Raw genomic sequence first — 19975 nt, 5'->3', positions numbered from 1 at the left:
ATGGCACACCTCCACGACAGCGGTTATAAATACCTGTTTTCCCACGCCGAACTGGTGCAGGAACTGCTGGAAGCTTTTGCCCCGCCGGGGGTGTCCGCTTTGCTGGATTACACCACCTTGCGGCTGGAAAACGGCAACTACGTCACTCCAGCGATGAAGCCGCGCGCGGATGATCTTGTCTGGTCGGTCGAATTGCAGGGACGGCGGATTTACTTGTATTTGCTGCTGGAATTCCAATCCACCCCGGACGACACCATGCCGGCGCGGATGCTGCAATATGTGGCTGCGCTTTACGACCATCTGCTGCGCAGCAAGGCAGTCAATCCCGCCGAAGGGCTGCCCCCGGTATTGCCCATCGTGCTGTACAACGGCGACGCCCGCTGGCGGCAAAGCAGCGAACTCTACGATCTGATCCGCGTCCATCCGCAGGTGCTCAAGCCGTTTCAGCCCCGGCTGAAATTCTGGCTGCTCGATCAAGGCGCGTTTGCCGCCGCCGAACTGGAAGATATGCACCGGGTGGTGGCAGCCATCTTTTGTTTTGAACACACGCCAGACACCGCCGCTGCCAAACGCGCCATCCGCAACCTGGCTGACGCCGTCGCCCACTCCCCGTTCAAGCAACGCATCGACCGGGTGGTGACGCGCTGGATAAAACACCGGTTGCAGCGCAAAATGCCCGGACTGGCCGTGCCCGATGCCGAAGAATTGACGAAAGGGATGGAAATGCTGGAAACCAATATTGACCGCTGGGAAGCGCAGGCGATTGCCAAGGGGATGCAGCAAGGTATCCAGCAGGGCATGCAACAGGGTGAAGCCTTGTTACTGCAACGACAACTGACCCGCCGCTTTGGCGCGCTGTCGGCCATGCACCTGGCCAGCATTGCCGCTGCCACGCCCGCCCAGCTGGAAACCTGGGGTGATCGTGTGCTGGAGGCCAAATCGCTGGACGAGGTGTTTGGTGAAACCCGGCATTGAGCATTGTTCTGGCGACCTCCGCACCCGTCCCATCGCTGTAGTCGATGCTTGGTCTCCATGAGCGCGACCCCGCAACAGCAGAAAGCCACGCGCTGGCATTCATCAGCCGCAGGGCGGCGAACCAAGCACATCGCCTCCAAGTACCACTCCGCTCCCCATCAAGCCCCTTACACACAATTTGTGCATTCCAGCACAAATTCACGGCACACGCCCTGCTGATAGTGCGGTAAACTGGCCACTGGTAACCGATTGAAAAACAAAAATAAATTCAATCAACACCCAAACAATACACGGCTTATCCACAAAACCATCCACCGAATCAAGCTTGACAGCACGTCAACGCCCCATAAAATGGCCGCTGTTGCTATTACGCAACACTCGCACGCTCTGCCATGAAATGTGACGTACATCACACCCTCGGCAACCACAACCTGACACTATACGCTTCGCAATCTACTGCACCAGGCGCCTGTCAGTGTCTCCGGTTGGCCGGCGGGTGTCTTAACAAGAATATTCTTCCAAGGAGCTGTAAACAATGGCTTTGACCACCGCACAAATTCAAAATGCTTATGTGGCGTTTTTCAATCGCCCGGCTGACGTTGCTGGCCTGAACTACTGGACCAGCTACAACGGCAGCATCGCTGACCTGTTCAACGCTTTTGCTGGTTCGCAAGAGTACAAGGCCCTGTTCACCGGTCAGAACAGCACCCAAGTTGTGAATACCGTTTACCAAAACCTGTTTGGCCGTAGCCCGGACGTGGCTGGCCTGAACTACTGGGTTGGCCAGCTGGACGCAGGCAAGGTCACCGTGGGCAACATCGCCAACGCCGTGAACGCTGGCGCCCAAGGCACCGACAAGACCATCATCGACAACAAGGTTGCTGCTGCCACCTCGTTCACCACCGCTCTGGACACCACCTCGGAAATCGTTGGCTACGCACAAGCCAGCAACGCCACCCTGTCCCAAGTGAAGACCTGGCTGAGCGCCGTGACCGACCAAGCGTCCACCGTGACCGCTGCCACCGCTGCCCTGCCGGCCCTGACCACCACCGTGGCCAGCGGCGCTGCTGCTGCTTCGCTGAGTGCCTCGCTGACCACCGGCCAGGACAACATCGTTGGCACCACCGGCAACGACACCTTTACCGCTCGCATCTTCGACAACTCGAACACCCTGCAATCCGGTGACAAGATCGCTGGCGGCGGCGGCACCGACACCCTGAGCGCCGACATCGGCAACTCGCAAAACTTTGCCATCACCGCTGAAACCAGCGATGTGGAAACCGTGTCGATCCGCGCCCAAGCCGTATCCAAGGACAGCACCGACAACAACACTGCTTCCACCAGCGAAGTGCAAATCGACGCACAACGCATGGTTGGCGTGAACCAGTGGGAATCCAACAACAGCCGTGCTGACCTGCTGATCGAAGATGTCCGCATTCTGGACACCCAGATCACCAAGGACATCACCATCGCCATGGTCGAAACCGACCCGGGCCATGTTGACTACGGTGTGTACTTCGACCAACTGTCCCTGCGCGCCACCAACAACGCCAGCAGCACCCTGACCCTGGAAGTGATGGACACCCGTTCCAACGCTGCCGGCACCGGCCCGCTGAAAGACAACCCGTACAACGGCTTCCAGTTCTACGTGAACGGCAAGCTGGTGAAGGTTGCTTCCACCGCCATCGACAACGCGCTGACCTACGCCGAACTGAAAACCGCCATCACCGACGCCGTCAAGGCTGTGCCGGAACTGGCCAACTTCACCGTTGACTTTGGTCGTTCGTTCACCGTGTCCGACACCCTGGGCAGCCCGCAAACCGGCACCACCATCACCCTGACCAGCACCAAGGGTGAAGCAGTGACCACCGGCACCGGCTCTGGCTGGGTTGCCGCTGGCGCCGTGCCGCCGAGCTCCGGCCTGCACACCAACATGTCTACCGCTGCCAGCACCAGCACCGAAAAAGTCACCTCCAAGGTTATCCTGGACGACGTGGGCCGTGGCTCCACCGGTGGCGACCTGGTAATCGGTGGCCTGTCCGTGGGCGACACCTCCACCTCCCTGGGCGTTGAACGCTTCGAAATCGAAGTGCGCGACAACAGCAAGCTGCAAACCATCAACTCGACCAACAACACCCTGCAAGAAGTTGTGATCAAGAATGGTGCCACCACCAGCAGCAGCTTTGCCTACGTGACCACCGAAAAAGACAAGGGCGACCTGACTGTCAATGGCAACGTGGCACTGACCCTGGGCAACAGCAACGTTGACAACAACGTGGCTCCGACCGCTGTGTCCACCACCGGCACCGCCACCAGCTACGGCACCGGCATCGACGCCGCCCTGCCGGGTTCCGCTACCCAGCACAACGCCTACGGTTTCTCCGACGTTCGCCTGATCGACGCTTCCGGCGCATCGTCCAACTCCGCTGGTGTGGCCACCAACGCTGCATTTGCTGGCGACCTGTCGTTCACCGCTGAAGTGACCGCACGCTCCATCGCCAAGTACATGAACCTGGTTGACACCCAAGCCAACCCGAAAGAAACCGTTAACACCGGCGACGGCGTGAATGGCTTCGGCACTGGCTCGATCGCCAACTTCAACTACCTGACCGGCACCGGCAACGACAAGATCGTGGTTGACGTTGATGGCTCCGTGGTATCCAGCCGCAGCCTGGTGGTTGCTGGCCGTGAAGACTTCACCTTCAACATCGACGGTGGCGCAGGTAACGACTCCATCACCCTGAAGCTGATCAACAACGACATCGTTGCTGGCGTGCGCAACAACCCGGGTAATGGCCAAAACTGGTACAACAACCAGGATCTGAACAACAACGTCACCGTGAGCGGCGGCGCTGGCAACGACACCATCTGGACCCCGGGTGCTGGCGATGTGAAGATCGACGGTGGCGCTGGTAACGACACCATCTACACCGACAACACCGGCTTCCAAGCCGTGACCACCTCGGGCGCTACCGGCTACAGCGGCGCTGCCACTTCCTACGTGAAGGGCCAGTGGGTGTTCAACACCGTTGACCAAGTGACCGCCTTCGGCGCTGCTCCGGCTGCTGGCCTGTACGGCGCTTCCGGTCGCAACATCAACGACCTGCGTTCGGACACCAACGAATCGTACAACTTCTACAACAGCAAGCTGGTTGTCACCTTCCAAGGCATCCCGACCGCTACCGCTGTGACCGTGACCGGCACCAGCTACAAGACCACCGACCTGGAAATCAACCAGGCCATCAAGAAGGCCATCAACGGCGACGCCGTGCTGAGCAAGCTGCTGGTTGCCGAAGACGGCCCGGCTAACAGCCTGGTGGTGAAGTCCCTGATCGACGGCGCAATGGCCACCACCGATCTGGCCGTCACCCTGACCCCGCTGACCGCAACTGAAGTGGCTGCCCTGTCGGCTACCGAAATTGCTGCTGCTGGCGCTGCTTACGGCCTGACCGCTCCGACCGCTGCTACCGTGTCTGCTGCCATCGCTGCTGCCTACACCGCATTCAGCGTGACCAACGGCGACTACGTCACCGCTATGGCCAACGACGGCGCTGCCAGCATCACCGGCAACAACAGCCTGTCCACCAGCGACAACCTGGTTCTGCCGGGCGCTGACAACGACGTGATCGTGCTGGGCACCACCGAAGGCACCTCCGCTGCTGCTTCCAGCAACGAAACCATCGTGATCGGCACCAGCTTCGGTAACGACACCGTGGTGAACTTCGACGACAGCGGCTTCGGTCAAGACTACTTCGACTTCACCGCGCTGAAGGGCACCACCCTGACCGCGGCTTACACCACCGACAAGTCGATCACCATCCAGGCCGCCACCACCCTGGCAACCTCGGCTACCGTGACCGAAAAGGCTGCCGTTGAAGCCCTGTTCAACGCTGCCAACGCTGCTGCACAAGACCACGTGTTCCTGTCGGTGAACGCACACAACGTCGCTTCGGTGTACACCGTGGTTGACGCTGCTGGTGCCTCCAACGCTGTGGCCACCCTGCAAGGCACCATCGACCTGGCCGACGTGGCTTGGACCAGCCTGACCGCTGCCAACTTCACCAACTCCAGCGCCACCAACTACTTCCTGACCAACGGCCCGACCGGCTTGAACGGCACCGCTGGCACTGGTGGTACTGGCACTGGTACCGGCACCGCTGGCACCGTGGCTGTGACTGCTGCTGGTTCGGTTACCGAAACCGCAGCTACCAACACCACCTTCAACGTGGCGCTGGGCAACTACACCTACAACATCGCTGGCTTTGGCGCTGGCGACAAGCTGGTGTTCCCGACCGCTGGCCTGGCCACTGTCAACAACGCCAGCTTTACCGATGGTATCGTTGAAGTGCAGTACGCTTCCGGTGGTCAAACCGTGGTGGTTCAACTGACCGGTATCCCGGCAGCAACCGATGCCGGTATCTTCGGTGTGTCCTCCTTCAACACCGCCTTCGGTGCTGGTAGCCTGGCCTGATTAATTTCGGGTAATTAACTTGTAATGTTCCCTCACTGAGCTGACTGGCTCAGTGGGGAACCGGAAAATTTTTAGGAGCTTTTAAAGATGGCTAAGATTTATCTTGATTCTGGCGACACCTTCACCCTGTCCGGCGCTGCTTCCGTGTTCGGTTCTACCGGCACCGAAAAGCTGATCGTCAACTCCGGCGCAACCGGCGTGGTGGCTGACCAGAACGTGGAACGTGTTGACCTGGCCGGCGCTTCCAGCGCTTACACCTTCCAACAGTCGGGCAACCAACTGAAGGTGTTCAGCGGCACCACCCTGGTGGCCACCATTCCGGTGCAAGATGACACCGACGGTACCCAAGTGGTGTTCACCAACGGTTCCGTGAGCGTGAAAGTTGCTGCTACCGGCATGACCCTGGGTGGCGCTACCGTGCCGTCCGCTGCTGCTGCTGCCGTGACCCCGACCACCATCGACGCAACCGTCACTACTGGTTCGGGTTCCTCCACCGGCACCACTACCACTGGCCAAGCTTTCAGTTTGACCAGCAACTCCACCCCGGACGCCCTGGTTCTGACCACTGGCAACGACACTGTCACCGGCGCCGCTGGCACCCTGGCTTCCACCGACCTGGTGATCGACTCCAGCACCACCGATTCGGACACCCTGAATCTGGCGATGAACGGCTACGTGTCCACAACCGCCACCATCACCAACGTTGAAACCATCAACGCTACCGGCACCTACGCTTCCGTGGGCCTGGATCTGGCCAACGTGACCGGCACCAAGACCCTGAAGCTGGCTGCAGGCGTGTCTGGCGCTACTGCCACCGTCGCCAACGCCGCTGCCACTAAGGCTGCTGCTGTGGTGACTGCTGACAACGTGTCGATCCTGGGCTTCAGCACTGCCGCTACTGGCACTGGCAGCAACGTTGACGTGACCGCTGGCGCTGCTGCCAGCACCGTGTCGATCACTGGCGGCGCTGGCGGTGACACCGTCACCCTGAACGCTGTGGCCAACTCCACTCTGACTCTGGATGGTGGTACTGGCACTGATGCCTTCACCGTGAATCTGACTGGTGGCGCAAACGGTCTGACCGTGACTGCTGGCACCATCGAAACGCTGACCCTGAACAGCAAGACCGCTGCTAACACCATCACCATGGCCAACACCGCTGCCCTGGCTGGCGTGGCGACTGGCAACAAGGTGACCGTGGGTGGCGATCAAGCGCTGACCCTGAAGGGCAACCTGGACTTTGTGGCTGGTGCCGCCCGTACAAGCGGTGTGGCGATTGAGAAGGCTGCTGGTGCAGGTGCTGTTACTTTGCAACACTCCACCGGCACCCTGACTTCGGCTCCTAGCTTCTTCAACCGTGCGGCTGTGGACACCATCAACGTGACGGCCACTACTGGTGCAAACATCACCATCAACGAAGCCACCACCCTGAAGCTCTCGGTTAATAACGGCACCCGGACTTACGACGTGGACAACGCCAGCACCACCGCCATCACTGCTGGTGGCGGCAGCCTGAAGCTGGACCTGACCGGTACTTCGGCTACCGCCGCTGTGCAAGATTCGGTGACGACTGGCGCTGGCGTGGGCACCTTGGTGATCACCAACAACACCATCGACTCCACCCTGACCGTGTTGAACACTAATGCTACCGCGACTACCGTGGACACCGTTGTGGTGAGCGGCAGCAAGGACCTGAACATCGGCACCTGGACTGCTACCACCAACGAACTGCTGACTGCTTCCAGCCTGACCGGCAAGCTGACCGTGACCGTTGGTGCAAATGCTGCCACCGTGGTTGGCGGCTCCAGCAACGACAGCATCACCGGCGGCGGTGCTGCTGACAACCTGCGTGGCGGTGCTGGCAACGACACCATCAACGGTGGTGCATTTGCTGACACCCTGACCGGCGGTACCGGCGACGATCGTTTTGTGATCGCCAACGGCGCAACCATTGACACCATCAGTGACTTCTCCATCAGTGGCACCAACGGTGCTGACGTGATCGCCTTCTCGATCGGTGACACTTCCACCCTGAGTGTTCCGAAGGACGGTAGCGGTACCACGGCTATCACTGCCGGCACCGTGGCCAAGGTTGTTCACGTTGCTGCAGCGAAGAGCCTGGTTGCTGGCGAAAACGTGATCGTGATTGACGGTACCTTCTCTTCGTCCGCCGCAATGAAAGTGGCGATTGAGTCTGGTGGCTCCCGCGCTCTGACCTTGGCTGGTGCTCCGAGCGCCAACGATGACTTGATCATCGTGTGGACTGATGGCACCAACGGTCACGTCGGCGGCTACAACCTGGCCACCACCGCGACCACCCCGACTTCTGCTGGCACTTACACCGAGCTGGTTACCCTGACCGGTATCACGGATGTCACCACTGTCGCAACTGCTAACTTCCTGTTCCTGGCTTAATTAGGATGGATGAAATGGTGCAGCAAGTATTTGTTCTGTTGCATTGACTTGCCCGCACCAGTTCATCACGGCAAAGAAACCGCCTCGTCTTGTACGAGGCGGTTTCTTATTAATTAAACAGTTCATTGGCTCGGAAATAACCTTACAAACCCTATGAATTTCATTAGATGTGTAGTTTTAGGGGAAGATATATCACACATAGCCACATGGTTATAATGTCTCGAATGGATATGCCCACCATTATTTTATACGCAATATGGCTAAGTCGTTATTAGCCTGTATGGCTTGTGACAATTCAGCTTGGGCGTTAGAGAGGTGGCAGCACAGCGCTACACTTTAGTGGGCGTGAATGCGCTGTGCTACAGGGTTTTTCTGGCGAGACAGAGGGACTGTGCTTGACCTTCTTATAAAGCCATGGCAAATGCTTCGCCTGTGGCGATCAGGTCGGTCATTGTTGCACCAGTCAGTTTGATCAGGATATCACTGCTGGTGGCGGTGGTATTGTCCATATCGGCAAAGAAATACACGTTCGAGCTATAGGTGAACACCACAGCGTTACCGCTGGTTTTGACATCCTGCCCCACCCGGCTGATTGCATCAGCTAATGAAGTGGCGGCGGCTTTATCAAAAGTGAATTTACCAGTGGCAATGCCGTTAGTCACCCCAGCGGCAGCAGTGACATTGGCAGCAATGGTAAATGTCTGATTCAGGTTGGTTGCGGATAGATTAATGGTGTCAAACCCGCTGTGAAAACCGGTGATCGTGTCGTAGCTGCTGACGGTGGAGTCTGTCGGGTTAATCAGGTAGACCACACCGCTGTTAGAGCCACCCAGTGCGATGGTGTCTGCGCCGCCACCGCCGGTGATTTTGTTCGCCCCGGTGGCGGACGCCGCCATGGTGATGGTGTCGGCTCCAGCACCACCAATCACCGTGTGAGCGCTGGAGCCATTGGCGGTGACACTCAGCTTGCCGTCGGTTTCCGCCGAGGCGTCTAGGTTCAGTGAAAAGTTGTTGGTTTGGGTCACCGTCAACGTGGCGCCAGAGGCAATCAGGCGATCACGAGTCACCCATGCCGCATTGCCCGTCAAAGCCAGGGTGAGAGTTTCAAAACTGCTAACATTGTCTAGGTCGGTAGATGCCGTGTCATCGCTCACTGTCAGCGTGTCCGTACCATCCCCCCCTTGCAGAGTGTCAGTAGCAGTTAGGTTGATTCCTGCAATAATATTGTCATCACCTGCCTCGGCGAACACCAAGTCATTACCTGCACCCATGGTAATACTATCTGCGCCAGCACCACTGATGAAATTATCGTTCCCTCCCCCTCCGGTTAGTGTATCTGCACCTGCTCCTGTTTTGAATAGCATATTGCTGGTGTCGCTCGCAGATTTGACACTGATACTGTTTGCACCCTCTTTGGCATCTACAGTGATGAACTCACCTGGATTATTATCCACCACAATCACATCGTTATTATTAGTGCCGATCAAAGTGCTGCTGGTGGCAGAGCCATTGCTAAAATCACTGACGCTCAGTGTGGCGCTGCCACTCAGTCCGGAGGCATCCAGATTGCCCGCCACCAGCGACCCGGCAAAGGTGTAGCTTTGGGGATTGCTGATGCTGACGTTGGCCGCGCCAAAATCAGCGCTGGTCAGGGTTTGGGCGGTGTTTGTGCTGTCGGTGATTTTCACCGTTTCATAGCCCACGGTTTTGAATGCGCCAGCGCCGTAGGTTTGCTTGGCGCTGACATTCAACACATCATTGCTGGCCGAGCCATTGGCGGTAAACGTAGCGGCATGGGCCTTGCTGTCATTCAGGGTGAGGTCGGTTGTTCCGGCCATCAGGGTGACCGTCTGGCCGCCTGAATCTGCCGACAGATCATATAGCCGTACCGTTACCTGGCTCAGGTTGACCGCCGTGGCCAATGTGCTGGTATTTTTCAGTGTCAGGGTTGCGCCGCTGCTCAGGCCATTGGTCAGCGTGTCACCGCTAAAATTGGCTAACGCCCCTGCCAGGGTCAGATTCTGGTTGCCAGAAATCTCCAGTGCACCGGGGTTGTGGGTCAGCGTCACGGTATTGGCGCTGCTGCCCGCGCTATTCAGGCCGAGCGTGGCCAGATGGTTGGCGCTGGCGGACAGGGTGAGCGCGCCCCCGGCCAGCTTGACGGTGCTGCTGCCAGTGCCGTTTGCCAGGCTGTCCAACACCAGATTGCTGATGCCTGTGCTTACGTCCACGTTGACTTGGTTGGTGTTCAGCCCGGTCAGGCTGGCTTTGGTCTGGCTGTCGGTGGTGGTGGATACCTTGATGGTGCTGTGGTCCACGGTGGTGGCATCAAACACGACATTAAACCCCTCAAAAGCCACATCAATGGTTTCCACATGGCTGATGGTCGGGCGGGCAGGGGTTTGCGTCAGCTTGAGGGTGGCAATATCGTTATCGGTACTGCTGCTGTCTACAATGACATCGCCGCTGATGCTGTTGGCTACGCTGGCCCCATCAATGGTGTCATTGCCCTGGGTGAGCACCAGCGTATCTGTGGCGCTGGTCAGGGTAAATTTCTGTCCTGCACTTTGTCCTTGTTTGGCCGTGCTCAGCGTGCCGGTATCCAGCGTCAGCGGCGTTACCGGGCTGGCGGCGCTGGCAGGCACGCTGCTGCCACCCAGGGTCATGCCAGCATTGCTGATTTTTACCGCTACCGCGCCATTGCTGAACACCAGCAAGGTGCCATCGCTGTCGTCCTGAATGGTCAGGGTGGCAAACAGGGTGCTGCCCTGGTAAATCCGCAGCTGATTTCCCGTTTGCTGAAAACTGTAACTGCTAGATGCGCCCGGCAGTTCAATGCGCTCGATATTCTGGTCGGCCACCACCCCGGCGGAACCAGTATCGGCAATCAGCTTTTCACTGCCTTCCGCACCGTATACGGGGGCCAGGCTGGACAAGATAAAGCTGTCGTTGCTACTTAAATAAACCTTTGCCATCAGTGTCTCTCTTGTGGATTGGGCTGGGTGGTGCAACCGCAGGCCGGATACGTGGCGCTTCCGCGTGCGTTGGGGAAGGGCGGTTGGGGTTCAATGCAGCGCACTGGCTGCTGTGTGCCAGATAATCCGCTATTTTCCCATGGTGATACCGCTTTTGTCAGGGGGCATGCGGATGTGCTGGCTGCTGCAAGGCTGGCTGGGCGTGACTCTGTGATCTGAACCGGGCAGGGACCGAGATTGGGTCACAGAGGAGCGAATGGCTGGCGCGGGGTGTCATGCCTGAGGGTGCTGACAAACATGATACTGGTGGATATGGTAGCGGGTAGGATAGTTTTTGACAATGGTTCTCATTTGTTTTGGGGATGGCAAATCCCTTCTGCCTGAGGAACAATAGGGAACAGACTCCGTTTAATCTGTCGACTCCCTAATCCCCCTGCTCACCGGGGGCAAGCCTTTCAACTCAACGCCATCCCGTCACCTGCTGCCCCCACGCTGACACGGCATTGAATGTTTAAGACCGCGAAGCAAACCGTGCTCGTTCGGCTTAACCTAGTAGCCAGTCACGTTGAAACACAAGGGTTCATGTCGCCATGAAGAACTACTCGCCGCACGACACCGAGTCATTCCCGCGCAGGCGGGAATCCAGGCGTGTCCACAGCGCACAGCGGGGTGAGTTCTCACGAGCGCTTACCTGCGCCATGCCCACCGCGCACACTGTGGTGCGGTCTGGGTTCCCGCCTGCGCGGGAACGACACGTCAGATGAAACTCATGCCGAAAACGGTCTAATCGCCTGTCAGTCGATTCAGATCATGGTGACTGGCTACTAGCTATCGGCATCCAACGGGGGACTATCCGCTGTTTCTTGATGGTTTCCCACCGCCCAGCGATGCGCTATGACGAACTGAATATAGGGGACAGGCGACGGTTTTTTGACGCAGCTCAGGCAAATTTGAGCAGCACCTTGATCTTCGCCTTGATCTCGGCCATCTCGGTCGGTGTGGCTTGCCCCTTGCGTTCAGCTTGCCGGGATTTCCAGTCGAGATTCTTGACTTGGTCGGCCAGTGCTGCACCGGTTGCGCCATTCCCCCCAAGCACGACCTCGAAAGGATAACCCTTGATCTGGTTGGTGATCGGCACGCAGATCAATAGCCCCGAGCGCTGGTTGTAGGCCTTCGGACTCAAGACGACAGCCGGTCGCCGCCCTGCCTGCTCGTGTCCGCTCTGTGGCGTGAAATTCAACCAGACAATGTCGCCCTCATCCGGTACGTACACCGCCATCAGAGCAACTCCTGACCCTGTGGCAACCCAAAGTCCTGCTCGGTATGCCGGTTCTTGGCTGTAATGCCGGCCAGCAGATCATCCAGGCTGTAGACCGGTGCTGCCGGCTCGATGACGATACGGCCATTCTCAGCTCGCACTTCGACGGGCTGATCAAGCGAGAGGTGTGCGGCTTCCATGATGGCGGCCGGCAAACGCACTGCGGGACTGTTACCCCATTTCTTAACGAATTGAAGTGCCATGCCGATCTCCGTTGAAACAAATGTAGATACGTTGACAGTATAGGTAATTTACTTCCCAGTATCAAAGAACGTATCTGGGGACACACTGATTTATTCCCCAACCGCTGGATCTAAGCCTCCTGATCAGCGAACATCAGCCCATTGAACGTGGATGGTGACATGACAAAGCAAGCCAGCTTTTCCGAACTGGAATACGCGACGAAGAAAAAATCACTCGGCGTGAGAGGTGTTTGAGCACACCTGACAAGCGCTACAATACCCCCATGCCCCACGACACCGACGCCTCCTACAAGCTGCTGTTCTCCGCCCCCGAAGTGGTGCGTGACCTGGTGCTGGGCTTCATCCCCGATGACTGGCTGCACAGCCTGGATTACACCACGCTGGAAAAAATCCCCGGCAGCTACGTCACCGACGACCTGCGCGACCGCGCCGATGATGTGGTCTGGCGAGTCAAGGCCGACGGTGAATGGGTGTATCTTTACCTGCTGATTGAATTCCAGAGCACCGCCGACCCGTGGATGGCGGTGCGAATGATGACTTACCTCGGCCTGCTCTATCAGGACCTGATCCGGCGCGGCGACGTACTGCCAGGCCGGCGGTTGCCGCCCGTGCTGCCGATTGTGCTGTATAACGGCCAGGGCAACTGGCGCGCCGCCACCGACATCGCCGATCTGATTCCCAAAGCCCCCGGCCTGGTGGCCAAACACCTGCCCAAGCTGGAATACCTGCTGATCGACGAAAACCGCTACACCGACGCCGATCTGGCCGAGCTGAAAAACCTGGTGGCGGCCATCATTCGGGTAGAACATCCGGAAAACGAACAGGCACTGCTGCAACTGATTGATCTGTTGAACGAATGGCTGGAAGGCAAGCCAGAGCTGAAACGCACGTTTGCCATCTGGATCCGGGCCGTGCTGTTAAGACAAAGCAAACACACCCTGGCCTTGCCCAAGGTGCGCGACTTGAAGGAGCTGAAGATGACCTTGGCAGAACGGTTTGATCAATGGGCGCAGCAGTACGAGCAGCGTGGCAAGCTGGTGGGGTGGCAAGAAGGGCGACAAGAAGGGCGACTAGAAGGCGAACAAACGGGTGAGGCACGATTGCTGCAACGCTTGCTTACCCGCCGCTTTGGCGCACTGCCTGCCGACTGCGTAACTCGAATCCGCACAGCGAGTTCCGGGCAACTGGAGCGGTGGAGTGACCGGGTACTGGACGCCAGGACATTAGCTGAGGTGTTTGAGCAAGCCTGACCAAGATCGACAATACCCCCATGCCCCGCGACACCGATGCCTCTTACAAGCTGCTGTTCTCCGCCCCCGAAGTGGTGCGTGACCTGGTGCTGGGCTTCATCCCCGACGACTGGCTGCACAGCCTGGATTACACCACCCTGGAAAAAATCCCCGGCAGCTACATCACCGACGACCTGCGCGACCGCGCCGATGATGTGGTCTGGCGGGTCAAGGCCGACGGCGAGTGGGTGTATCTTTACCTGCTGATTGAATTCCAGAGCACTGCCGACCCGTGGATGGCGGTGCGGATGATGACTTACCTTGGCCTGCTCTATCAGGACCTGATCCGGCGCGGCGACGTACTGCCAGGCCGGCGGTTGCCGCCCGTGCTGCCGATTGTGCTGTATAACGGCCAGGGCAACTGGCGCGCCGCCACCGACATTGCCGACCTGATTCCCAAAGCCCCCGGCCTGGTGGCCAAACACCTGCCCAAGCTGGAATACCTGCTGATCGACGAAAACCGCTACACCGACGCCGATCTGGCCGAGCTGAAAAACCTGGTGGCGGCCATCATCCGGGTAGAACACCCGGAAAACGAACAGGCACTGCTGCAACTGATTGATCTGTTGAACGAATGGCTGGAAGGCAAGCCAGAGCTGAAACGCACGTTTGCCATCTGGATCCAGGCCGTGCTGTTAAGACAAAGCAAACACACCCTGGCCTTGCCCAAGGTGCGCGACTTGAAGGAGCTGAAGATGACCTTGGCAGAACGGTTTGACCAGTGGGCGCAGCAGTACGAACAGCGCGGCAAACAGGTGGGGTGGCAGGAAGGCTTGCAGAAAGGCCAACAGCAAGGGCGACAGGAGGGCCGGCAAGAAGGCGAAGCCCTGCTGTTGCTGCGCCTGCTCACCCGCCGCTTTGGCCCCTTGCCCGCTGACTATATCGCCCGAATTCAGGCGGCGAGTTCCGGGCAGCTGGAGCAGTGGAGTGACCAGGTGCTTGATGCCCGGACGCTGGCCGAGGTGTTTGATCCGGCCTGATCAACCACTCCGCTACCCCATGCCCCGCGTACCGATGCCTCTTATCAAGCGGCTTGTACTGGTAGCCGTTAAGCGATGGAGCTTACCTGCACGTGGGTCAACGGGATGAAGAGATGGGGATGGCAGGGATGCGTGTGGCGTAGGCGGTGAGGTGAGACATCACACCATCTTGATGATCAGCCGCTTGCCACAGGCGTGTGCATATTTGCGTAGTGTAGCGAATGAAGGGGAATGGCTGTTGCTACGAATTGAGGCTTCCAGACGCGAGATGGCGCTTTTGGTTGTGCCCATGCGAGTGGCGACTTCTTCCTGTGTCAGCCCTGCTTCCTTGCGCGCCTGCAGCAGCTCGCTGATCGCGGCATATTCTTCTTCTGACGCTTCCCAGGCTGCCTGAAAGCCTGGCCGCTGCATCGCGTGAGCAAGTTCTGCCTGGATATCTAGGCGAACTGGATTGTAGCGGTCGTTATCCATGTTTAATCTCCTTGAGTCGCTTGCGGGCCGTTTTGAGTTCGTGGGCTGGCGTTTCCGGTGTTTTCTTGATGAAGCTGTGCAGAATGACGATCTGGTGACCAACCATCGTGCAGTAAAAAGCGCGGCCGATCCCTTCACTACCCTTGCAACGTAGCTCGAACAAACCTTCGCCCATCGCCCGTGAGTGCGGTAGTCGAAGATCGGCACCATGGTTCTCCATGAGGCTCACCAAGCGCAGAAAGTCAGCGTAAATCCCCACTGGCCATTCAGCGATTTCTCGTTGGACACGCTCATTGAAGTAATTGATTGACCAGTTCATCATTAAATGTTAGCGAATATGCTAACCTGCAGCAAGAGGAGCCCGTCACGCCAACAATGGCAACACCTTCTGCATCGCCCCACTGACCGCTACAATACCCCCATGCCCCACGACACCGACGCCTCCTACAAGCTGCTGTTCTCCGCCCCCGAAGTGGTGCATGACCTGGTGCTGGGCTTCATCCCCGACGACTGGCTGCACAGTCTGGATTACACCACCCTGGAAAAAATCCCCGGCAGCTACGTCACCGACGACCTGCGCGACCGCGCCGATGATGTGGTCTGGCGAGTCAAGGCCGACGGCGAATGGGTGTATCTTTACCTGCTGATTGAATTCCAGAGCACTGCCGACCCGTGGATGGCGGTGCGGATGATGACTTACCTTGGCCTGCTCTATCAGGACCTGATCCGGCGCGGCGACGTACTGCCAGGCCGGCGGTTGCCGCCCGTGCTGCCGATTGTGCTGTATAACGGCCAGGGCAACTGGCGGGCCGCCACCGACATCGCCGATCTGATTCCCAAAGCCCCCGGCCTGGTGGCCAAACACCTGCCCAAGCTGGAATACCTGCTGATCGACGAAAACCGCTACACCGACGCCGATCTGGCTGAGCTGAAAAACCTGGTGGCGGCCATCATCCGGGTAGAACATCCGGAAAACGAACAGGCACTGCTGCAACTGATTGATCTGTTGAACGAATGGCTGGAAGGCAAGCCAGAGCTGAAACGCACGTTTGCCATCTGGATCCGGGCCGTGCTGTTAAGACAAAGCAAACACACCCTGGCCTTGCCCAAGGTGCGCGACTTGAAGGAGCTGAAGATGACCTTGGCCGAACGGTTTGACCAGTGGGCGCAGCAGTATGAGCAGCGTGGCAAGCTGGTGGGGTGGCAGGAGGGCTTGCAGAAAGGTCAGCAGCAAGGTCGACAAGAAGGTCGACAAGAAGGTCGACAAGAAGGGCGACAAGAGGGTCGGCAAGAAGGTGAAGCCCTGCTGCTGCAACGCTTGCTCACCCGCCGCTTTGGCGCACTGCCTGCCGACTGCGTAACTCGAATCCGGGCCGCAAGTTCCGGGCAACTGGAGCAGTGGAGTGATCGGGTGCTGGACGCCAGGACATTAGCTGAGGTGTTTGAGCAAGCCTGACCAAGATCGACAATACCCCCATGCCCCACGACACCGACGCCTCTTACAAGCTGCTGTTCTCCGCCCCCGAAGTGGTGCATGACCTGGTGCTGGGCTTCATCCCCGACGACTGGCTGCACAGTCTGGATTACACCACCCTGGAAAAAATCCCCGGCAGCTACGTCACCGACGACCTGCGCGACCGCGCCGATGATGTGGTCTGGCGAGTCAAGGCCGACGGTGAATGGGTGTATCTTTACCTGCTGATTGAATTCCAGAGCACCGCCGACCCGTGGATGGCGGTGCGAATGATGACTTACCTCGGCCTGCTCTATCAGGACCTGATCCGGCGCGGCGACGTACTGCCAGGCCGGCGGTTGCCGCCCGTGCTGCCGATTGTGCTGTATAACGGCCAGGGCAACTGGCGCGCCGCCACCGACATCGCCGATCTGATTCCCAAAGCCCCCGGCCTGGTGGCCAAACACCTGCCCAAGCTGGAATACCTGCTGATCGACGAAAACCGCTACACCGACGCCGATCTGGCCGAGCTGAAAAACCTGGTGGCGGCCATCATCCGGGTAGAACACCCGGAAAACGAACAGGCACTGCTGCAACTGATTGATCTGTTGAACGAATGGCTGGAAGGCAAGCCAGAGCTGAAACGCACGTTTGCCATCTGGATCCGGGCCGTGCTGTTAAGACAAAGCAAACACACCCTGGCCTTGCCCAAGGTGCGCGACTTGAAGGAGCTGAAAATGACCTTGGCAGAACGGTTTGACCAGTGGGCACAGCAGCATGAACAGCGTGGCAAGCAAGAGGGTCGACAAGAAGGCGAAGCCCTGTTGCTGCAACGCTTGCTCACCCGCCGCTTTGGCGCACTGCCTGCTGACTGCGTCGCTCGAATCCGTTCCGCGAGTTCCGCGCAACTGGAGCGGTGGAGTGACCGGGTGCTGGACGCCAAGACATTGGCCGAGGTGTTTGAGCACGCCTGACAAGCGCTACACAACCCACCGTGCCCCACGACACCGATGCTTCCTACAAGCTGCTGTTCTCCGCCCCCGAAGTGGTGCGTGACTTGGTGCTGGGCTTCATCCCAGGGCAATCGCATGAATGTTTTTATCATGCGATTGACTGGTGTTTACCCACAACCGACAAGCCAGAGACTGTCCACACCCTCTCTACTTGTGGTTTTTTTGGACGGAATCATGGACAAAGAAGGCCCGTAGCGGCTGGCAGAGTGTTCATTTCATGAGAATGGCCATCAACTGTTCTGCGGACTTGGGCTGATATCCGTTCATGCGATTGCCCTGGGCTTCATCCCCGACGACTGAAGGCCGACGGCGAATGGGTGTATCTTTACCTGCTGATTGAATTCCAGAGCACTGCCGACTCATGGATGGCGGTGCGGATGTGTGTCCTGGCGCTGCAAAGCAGGTTTGTGCATGGATGTTAGTGTTAATATAGTGTGACTTGCTCCATGGTTAGGGTCCCAGGCCTGTCATTCCATCGCTGGCAGCACAACCGCTATGCATTCATCTTCGCCCTCCTCCTATCCTCCGCACGCCCCAGTGCTCACCAATTATTGTCTTATCCCATGAACACCGCCCCTGCCTCTTCTACCCAGTTGGCCGACGCCATTGCTGCCCATCGTGCCGGGCAGCTGGATCAGGCGGTGACAGGCTATCGGGCGGTGCTGGCCATCGCGCCAGACACCCTGCCCGCGCTGACCAATCTGGGCAGCATCTTGCGCCAGCACGGCCAGTTGGAAGAAGCCATCGGACTGCTGCAGCGTGCGGTGGCGCTGCCGGGGTCGAATCAGCATGCGGCGTATAATTTAGGCAATGCCCTGCGTGCCGCCCATCGCCCTGCCGAGGCAGTGGCGGCGTTTCGCCTGGCCACCGAACGGCAGCCGGGCTGGGCGCTGGCGCAGTGTAATCTGGGCGTGGCGCTGGCGGATGTGGCGGAATGGGATGCCGCGGAGCAGGCATTGCGCCAGGCGCTGCAGCTGGAGCCAAACCTGGCGCTAGCCCAAGACAATCTGGCTGCGCTGCTGTCCACCCGGCTGATGGCGATGCAGTACCAGCCGGTGGAAACAACGCGCTTGTATCAACAGGCGCAGGCGTTTGCCGCGCTGTGCCCGCCAGCAGATCCCATGCCGGACCGGCCACCCCAGGCGGGGCAGCCATTGCGGGTGGGGTTCCTGTCGCCGGATTTATGCGACCATCCGGTGGGGATGTTTCTGTTGCCGGTGCTGGATGCGCTGGACCGGCAACGCATCCAGCCGGTGTTGTATAGCACTGGCGGACGCGACGATGACACGCGCCAGGCGCTGAAGCAGCAGGCGGCCTGGCTGGATGTGTCGGCGCTGGATTCGGCTTCGCTGCTGGCCACTTTGCGCAGCCATCAGCTGGACGTGCTGGTGGATCTGTCCGGACACACCGCTGGCCACCGGCTGGCCGTGCTGGCCCGGCGGGCCGCGCCGCTGCAGGTGTCGTGGCTGGGCTACTTTGCCACCACCGGGGTGCCGGCGATGGATTATGTGCTGATGGATCGCTGGCATGTGCCAGCAGGCGCAGAAACACAGTTTACCGAGCAGGTGGCGTATTTGCCTGCCGGGCGGTTTTGCTATCGGGCACCCGGATTTGCCCCGGCTGTTGCCCCGCCCCCGGCGCTTCAGCGGGGTTATATTACCTTTGGCAGTTTCAATAATCCGGCTAAATACCACGATGGGGTGTTTGACCGCTGGGCGCAGATTTTGGCTGCTGTGCCCGATTCACGCCTGCTGTTGAAATGGCGGGATTACAGCGAAGCCAGCGCCCGGCAGCAGGTGCGGGATGCGTTTGCCCGACGCGGGATTGACCCGGAGCGGATGACATTGCGTCCGTTTTCCTGTCACGCCGAGCTGCTGGGCGAATATGCCGATATGGATATCGCACTGGACCCGTTTCCGTTTACCGGCGGGCATACCAGCTGCGAGGCATTGTGGATGGGCGTGCCGGTGGTCAGTTGGCCGCAGGCGCGGCCAGTCAGCCGGCAAACCTGGGCGTTTTTGTCAGCGCTGGGCCTGACCGAACTGGCCGGACACACCGGCGAGGACTATGTGCAGATAGCCGTGGACCTGGCCGCCAGGCTGCCCTATCTGGCCACCCTGCGCCAGACGCTGCGCGCCCGCATGCTGGCGTCACCGTTATGTAATGCAGCAGGCTTTGCCCGTGGATTTGAAACGCTGCTGACCCAGTTGTACCACACCAGGGTCAAACGGACAGCAAACTGAGATTTTTCACTGGCTTATCGACGTATTTAAATAAAAAACGCCCGTCAACGTCATAGAGATACTCAGTTATTGCGTGCAAACTAAACATATATCATATGTTTTAAGCATAACCCGCCACGCTCCCGCACGGTGCTTGCCAAAGCCAATCACGCTATATATGCTCCCCATA

Annotated in this window: 15 protein-coding genes; 10 read left to right on the top strand and 5 right to left on the bottom strand. The window is 58.8% G+C overall.

Features of this window, described 5'->3' with window-relative positions; genetic code table 11:
• From BXU06_RS15710 to BXU06_RS18280, 3 genes are all read left to right on the top strand, one after another.
• Entirely contained in the window at positions 1–975 is a 975-nt protein-coding gene (locus BXU06_RS15710) for an Rpn family recombination-promoting nuclease/putative transposase (RefSeq protein ID WP_077301747.1), read from the top strand.
• Positions 976–1510: 535 nt separating this feature from the next.
• Positions 1511–5446, top strand: a complete 3936-nt coding sequence (locus BXU06_RS15705; protein ID WP_077301743.1) for a DUF4214 domain-containing protein — start codon at positions 1511–1513, stop codon at positions 5444–5446.
• A gap of 87 nt (positions 5447–5533) precedes the next feature.
• Positions 5534–7861: a calcium-binding protein gene (locus tag BXU06_RS18280; RefSeq protein ID WP_077301740.1), complete on the top strand. Its 2328-nt coding sequence runs from the start codon at positions 5534–5536 to the stop codon at positions 7859–7861.
• A gap of 404 nt (positions 7862–8265) precedes the next feature.
• Here the strand turns inward: BXU06_RS18280 and BXU06_RS15695 are convergent, their stop codons facing one another.
• Positions 8266–10236: an S-layer family protein gene (locus BXU06_RS15695; RefSeq protein WP_171982245.1), complete on the bottom strand. Its 1971-nt coding sequence runs from the start codon at positions 10234–10236 to the stop codon at positions 8266–8268.
• On the opposite strand from BXU06_RS15695, the gene BXU06_RS17770 reads away from it, so the two are divergent.
• On the top strand, positions 10237–10821 hold the full coding sequence (locus BXU06_RS17770; protein WP_171982244.1) for a hypothetical protein: 585 nt from the start codon (positions 10237–10239) through the stop codon (positions 10819–10821). It abuts the gene before it with no gap.
• Between the two features lie 955 nt (positions 10822–11776).
• Here the strand turns inward: BXU06_RS17770 and mazF are convergent.
• Together mazF and BXU06_RS15685 are read right to left on the bottom strand one after the other, a co-directional pair.
• A complete protein-coding gene (gene mazF / locus BXU06_RS15690; protein ID WP_077301734.1) occupies positions 11777–12115 on the bottom strand; it encodes an endoribonuclease MazF in 339 nt (112 codons plus the stop codon).
• Complete coding sequence (locus tag BXU06_RS15685) at positions 12115–12357, bottom strand: AbrB/MazE/SpoVT family DNA-binding domain-containing protein (RefSeq protein WP_077301731.1); 243 nt, start codon at positions 12355–12357, stop codon at positions 12115–12117. Before BXU06_RS15685 ends, mazF begins: the two co-directional genes overlap by 1 nt.
• Before the next feature lie 263 nt (positions 12358–12620).
• Here BXU06_RS15685 and BXU06_RS15680 point away from each other — a divergent pair, with 263 nt between their 5' ends.
• Both BXU06_RS15680 and BXU06_RS15675 read left to right on the top strand, forming a co-directional pair.
• Positions 12621–13607 (top strand): Rpn family recombination-promoting nuclease/putative transposase, encoded by a 987-nt coding sequence (locus BXU06_RS15680; RefSeq protein ID WP_077301728.1) that lies wholly within the window; start codon positions 12621–12623, stop codon positions 13605–13607.
• Between the two features lie 20 nt (positions 13608–13627).
• On the top strand, positions 13628–14626 hold the full coding sequence (locus BXU06_RS15675) for an Rpn family recombination-promoting nuclease/putative transposase (RefSeq protein WP_077301725.1): 999 nt from the start codon (positions 13628–13630) through the stop codon (positions 14624–14626).
• Between the two features lie 159 nt (positions 14627–14785).
• On the opposite strand, the gene BXU06_RS15670 is transcribed toward BXU06_RS15675, so the two are convergent.
• Both BXU06_RS15670 and BXU06_RS15665 read right to left on the bottom strand, forming a co-directional pair.
• Positions 14786–15097, bottom strand: coding sequence for a helix-turn-helix transcriptional regulator (locus BXU06_RS15670; RefSeq protein WP_077301722.1), 312 nt, complete (start codon positions 15095–15097; stop codon positions 14786–14788).
• Positions 15090–15416, bottom strand: a complete 327-nt coding sequence (locus tag BXU06_RS15665) for a type II toxin-antitoxin system RelE/ParE family toxin (protein ID WP_077302977.1) — start codon at positions 15414–15416, stop codon at positions 15090–15092. The genes BXU06_RS15670 and BXU06_RS15665 overlap by 8 nt, the downstream gene beginning before the upstream one ends.
• Before the next feature lie 102 nt (positions 15417–15518).
• Between BXU06_RS15665 and BXU06_RS15660 the strand changes: the two genes are divergently transcribed.
• From BXU06_RS15660 to BXU06_RS15650, 4 genes are all read left to right on the top strand, one after another.
• Positions 15519–16553 (top strand): Rpn family recombination-promoting nuclease/putative transposase, encoded by a 1035-nt coding sequence (locus BXU06_RS15660; RefSeq protein WP_077301719.1) that lies wholly within the window; start codon positions 15519–15521, stop codon positions 16551–16553.
• Positions 16554–16573: 20 nt separating this feature from the next.
• Positions 16574–17524 (top strand): Rpn family recombination-promoting nuclease/putative transposase, encoded by a 951-nt coding sequence (locus BXU06_RS15655; RefSeq protein ID WP_077301715.1) that lies wholly within the window; start codon positions 16574–16576, stop codon positions 17522–17524.
• A 356-nt stretch (positions 17525–17880) separates the two neighbouring features.
• Positions 17881–17985, top strand: a complete 105-nt coding sequence (locus BXU06_RS18680) for an Rpn family recombination-promoting nuclease/putative transposase (RefSeq protein ID WP_374754319.1) — start codon at positions 17881–17883, stop codon at positions 17983–17985.
• Positions 17986–18126: 141 nt separating this feature from the next.
• On the top strand, positions 18127–19806 hold the full coding sequence (locus BXU06_RS15650; protein ID WP_171982243.1) for a tetratricopeptide repeat protein: 1680 nt from the start codon (positions 18127–18129) through the stop codon (positions 19804–19806).
• Positions 19807–19975: the final 169 nt, after the last annotated feature.

The sequence above is a fragment of the Aquaspirillum sp. LM1 genome (genome assembly GCF_002002905.1).
In the GTDB taxonomy this organism is placed as follows: domain Bacteria; phylum Pseudomonadota; class Gammaproteobacteria; order Burkholderiales; family Aquaspirillaceae; genus Rivihabitans.
The sequence above is the reverse complement of the archived record's forward strand: the minus strand, read 5'-3'. Positions and strand labels throughout refer to the sequence as shown.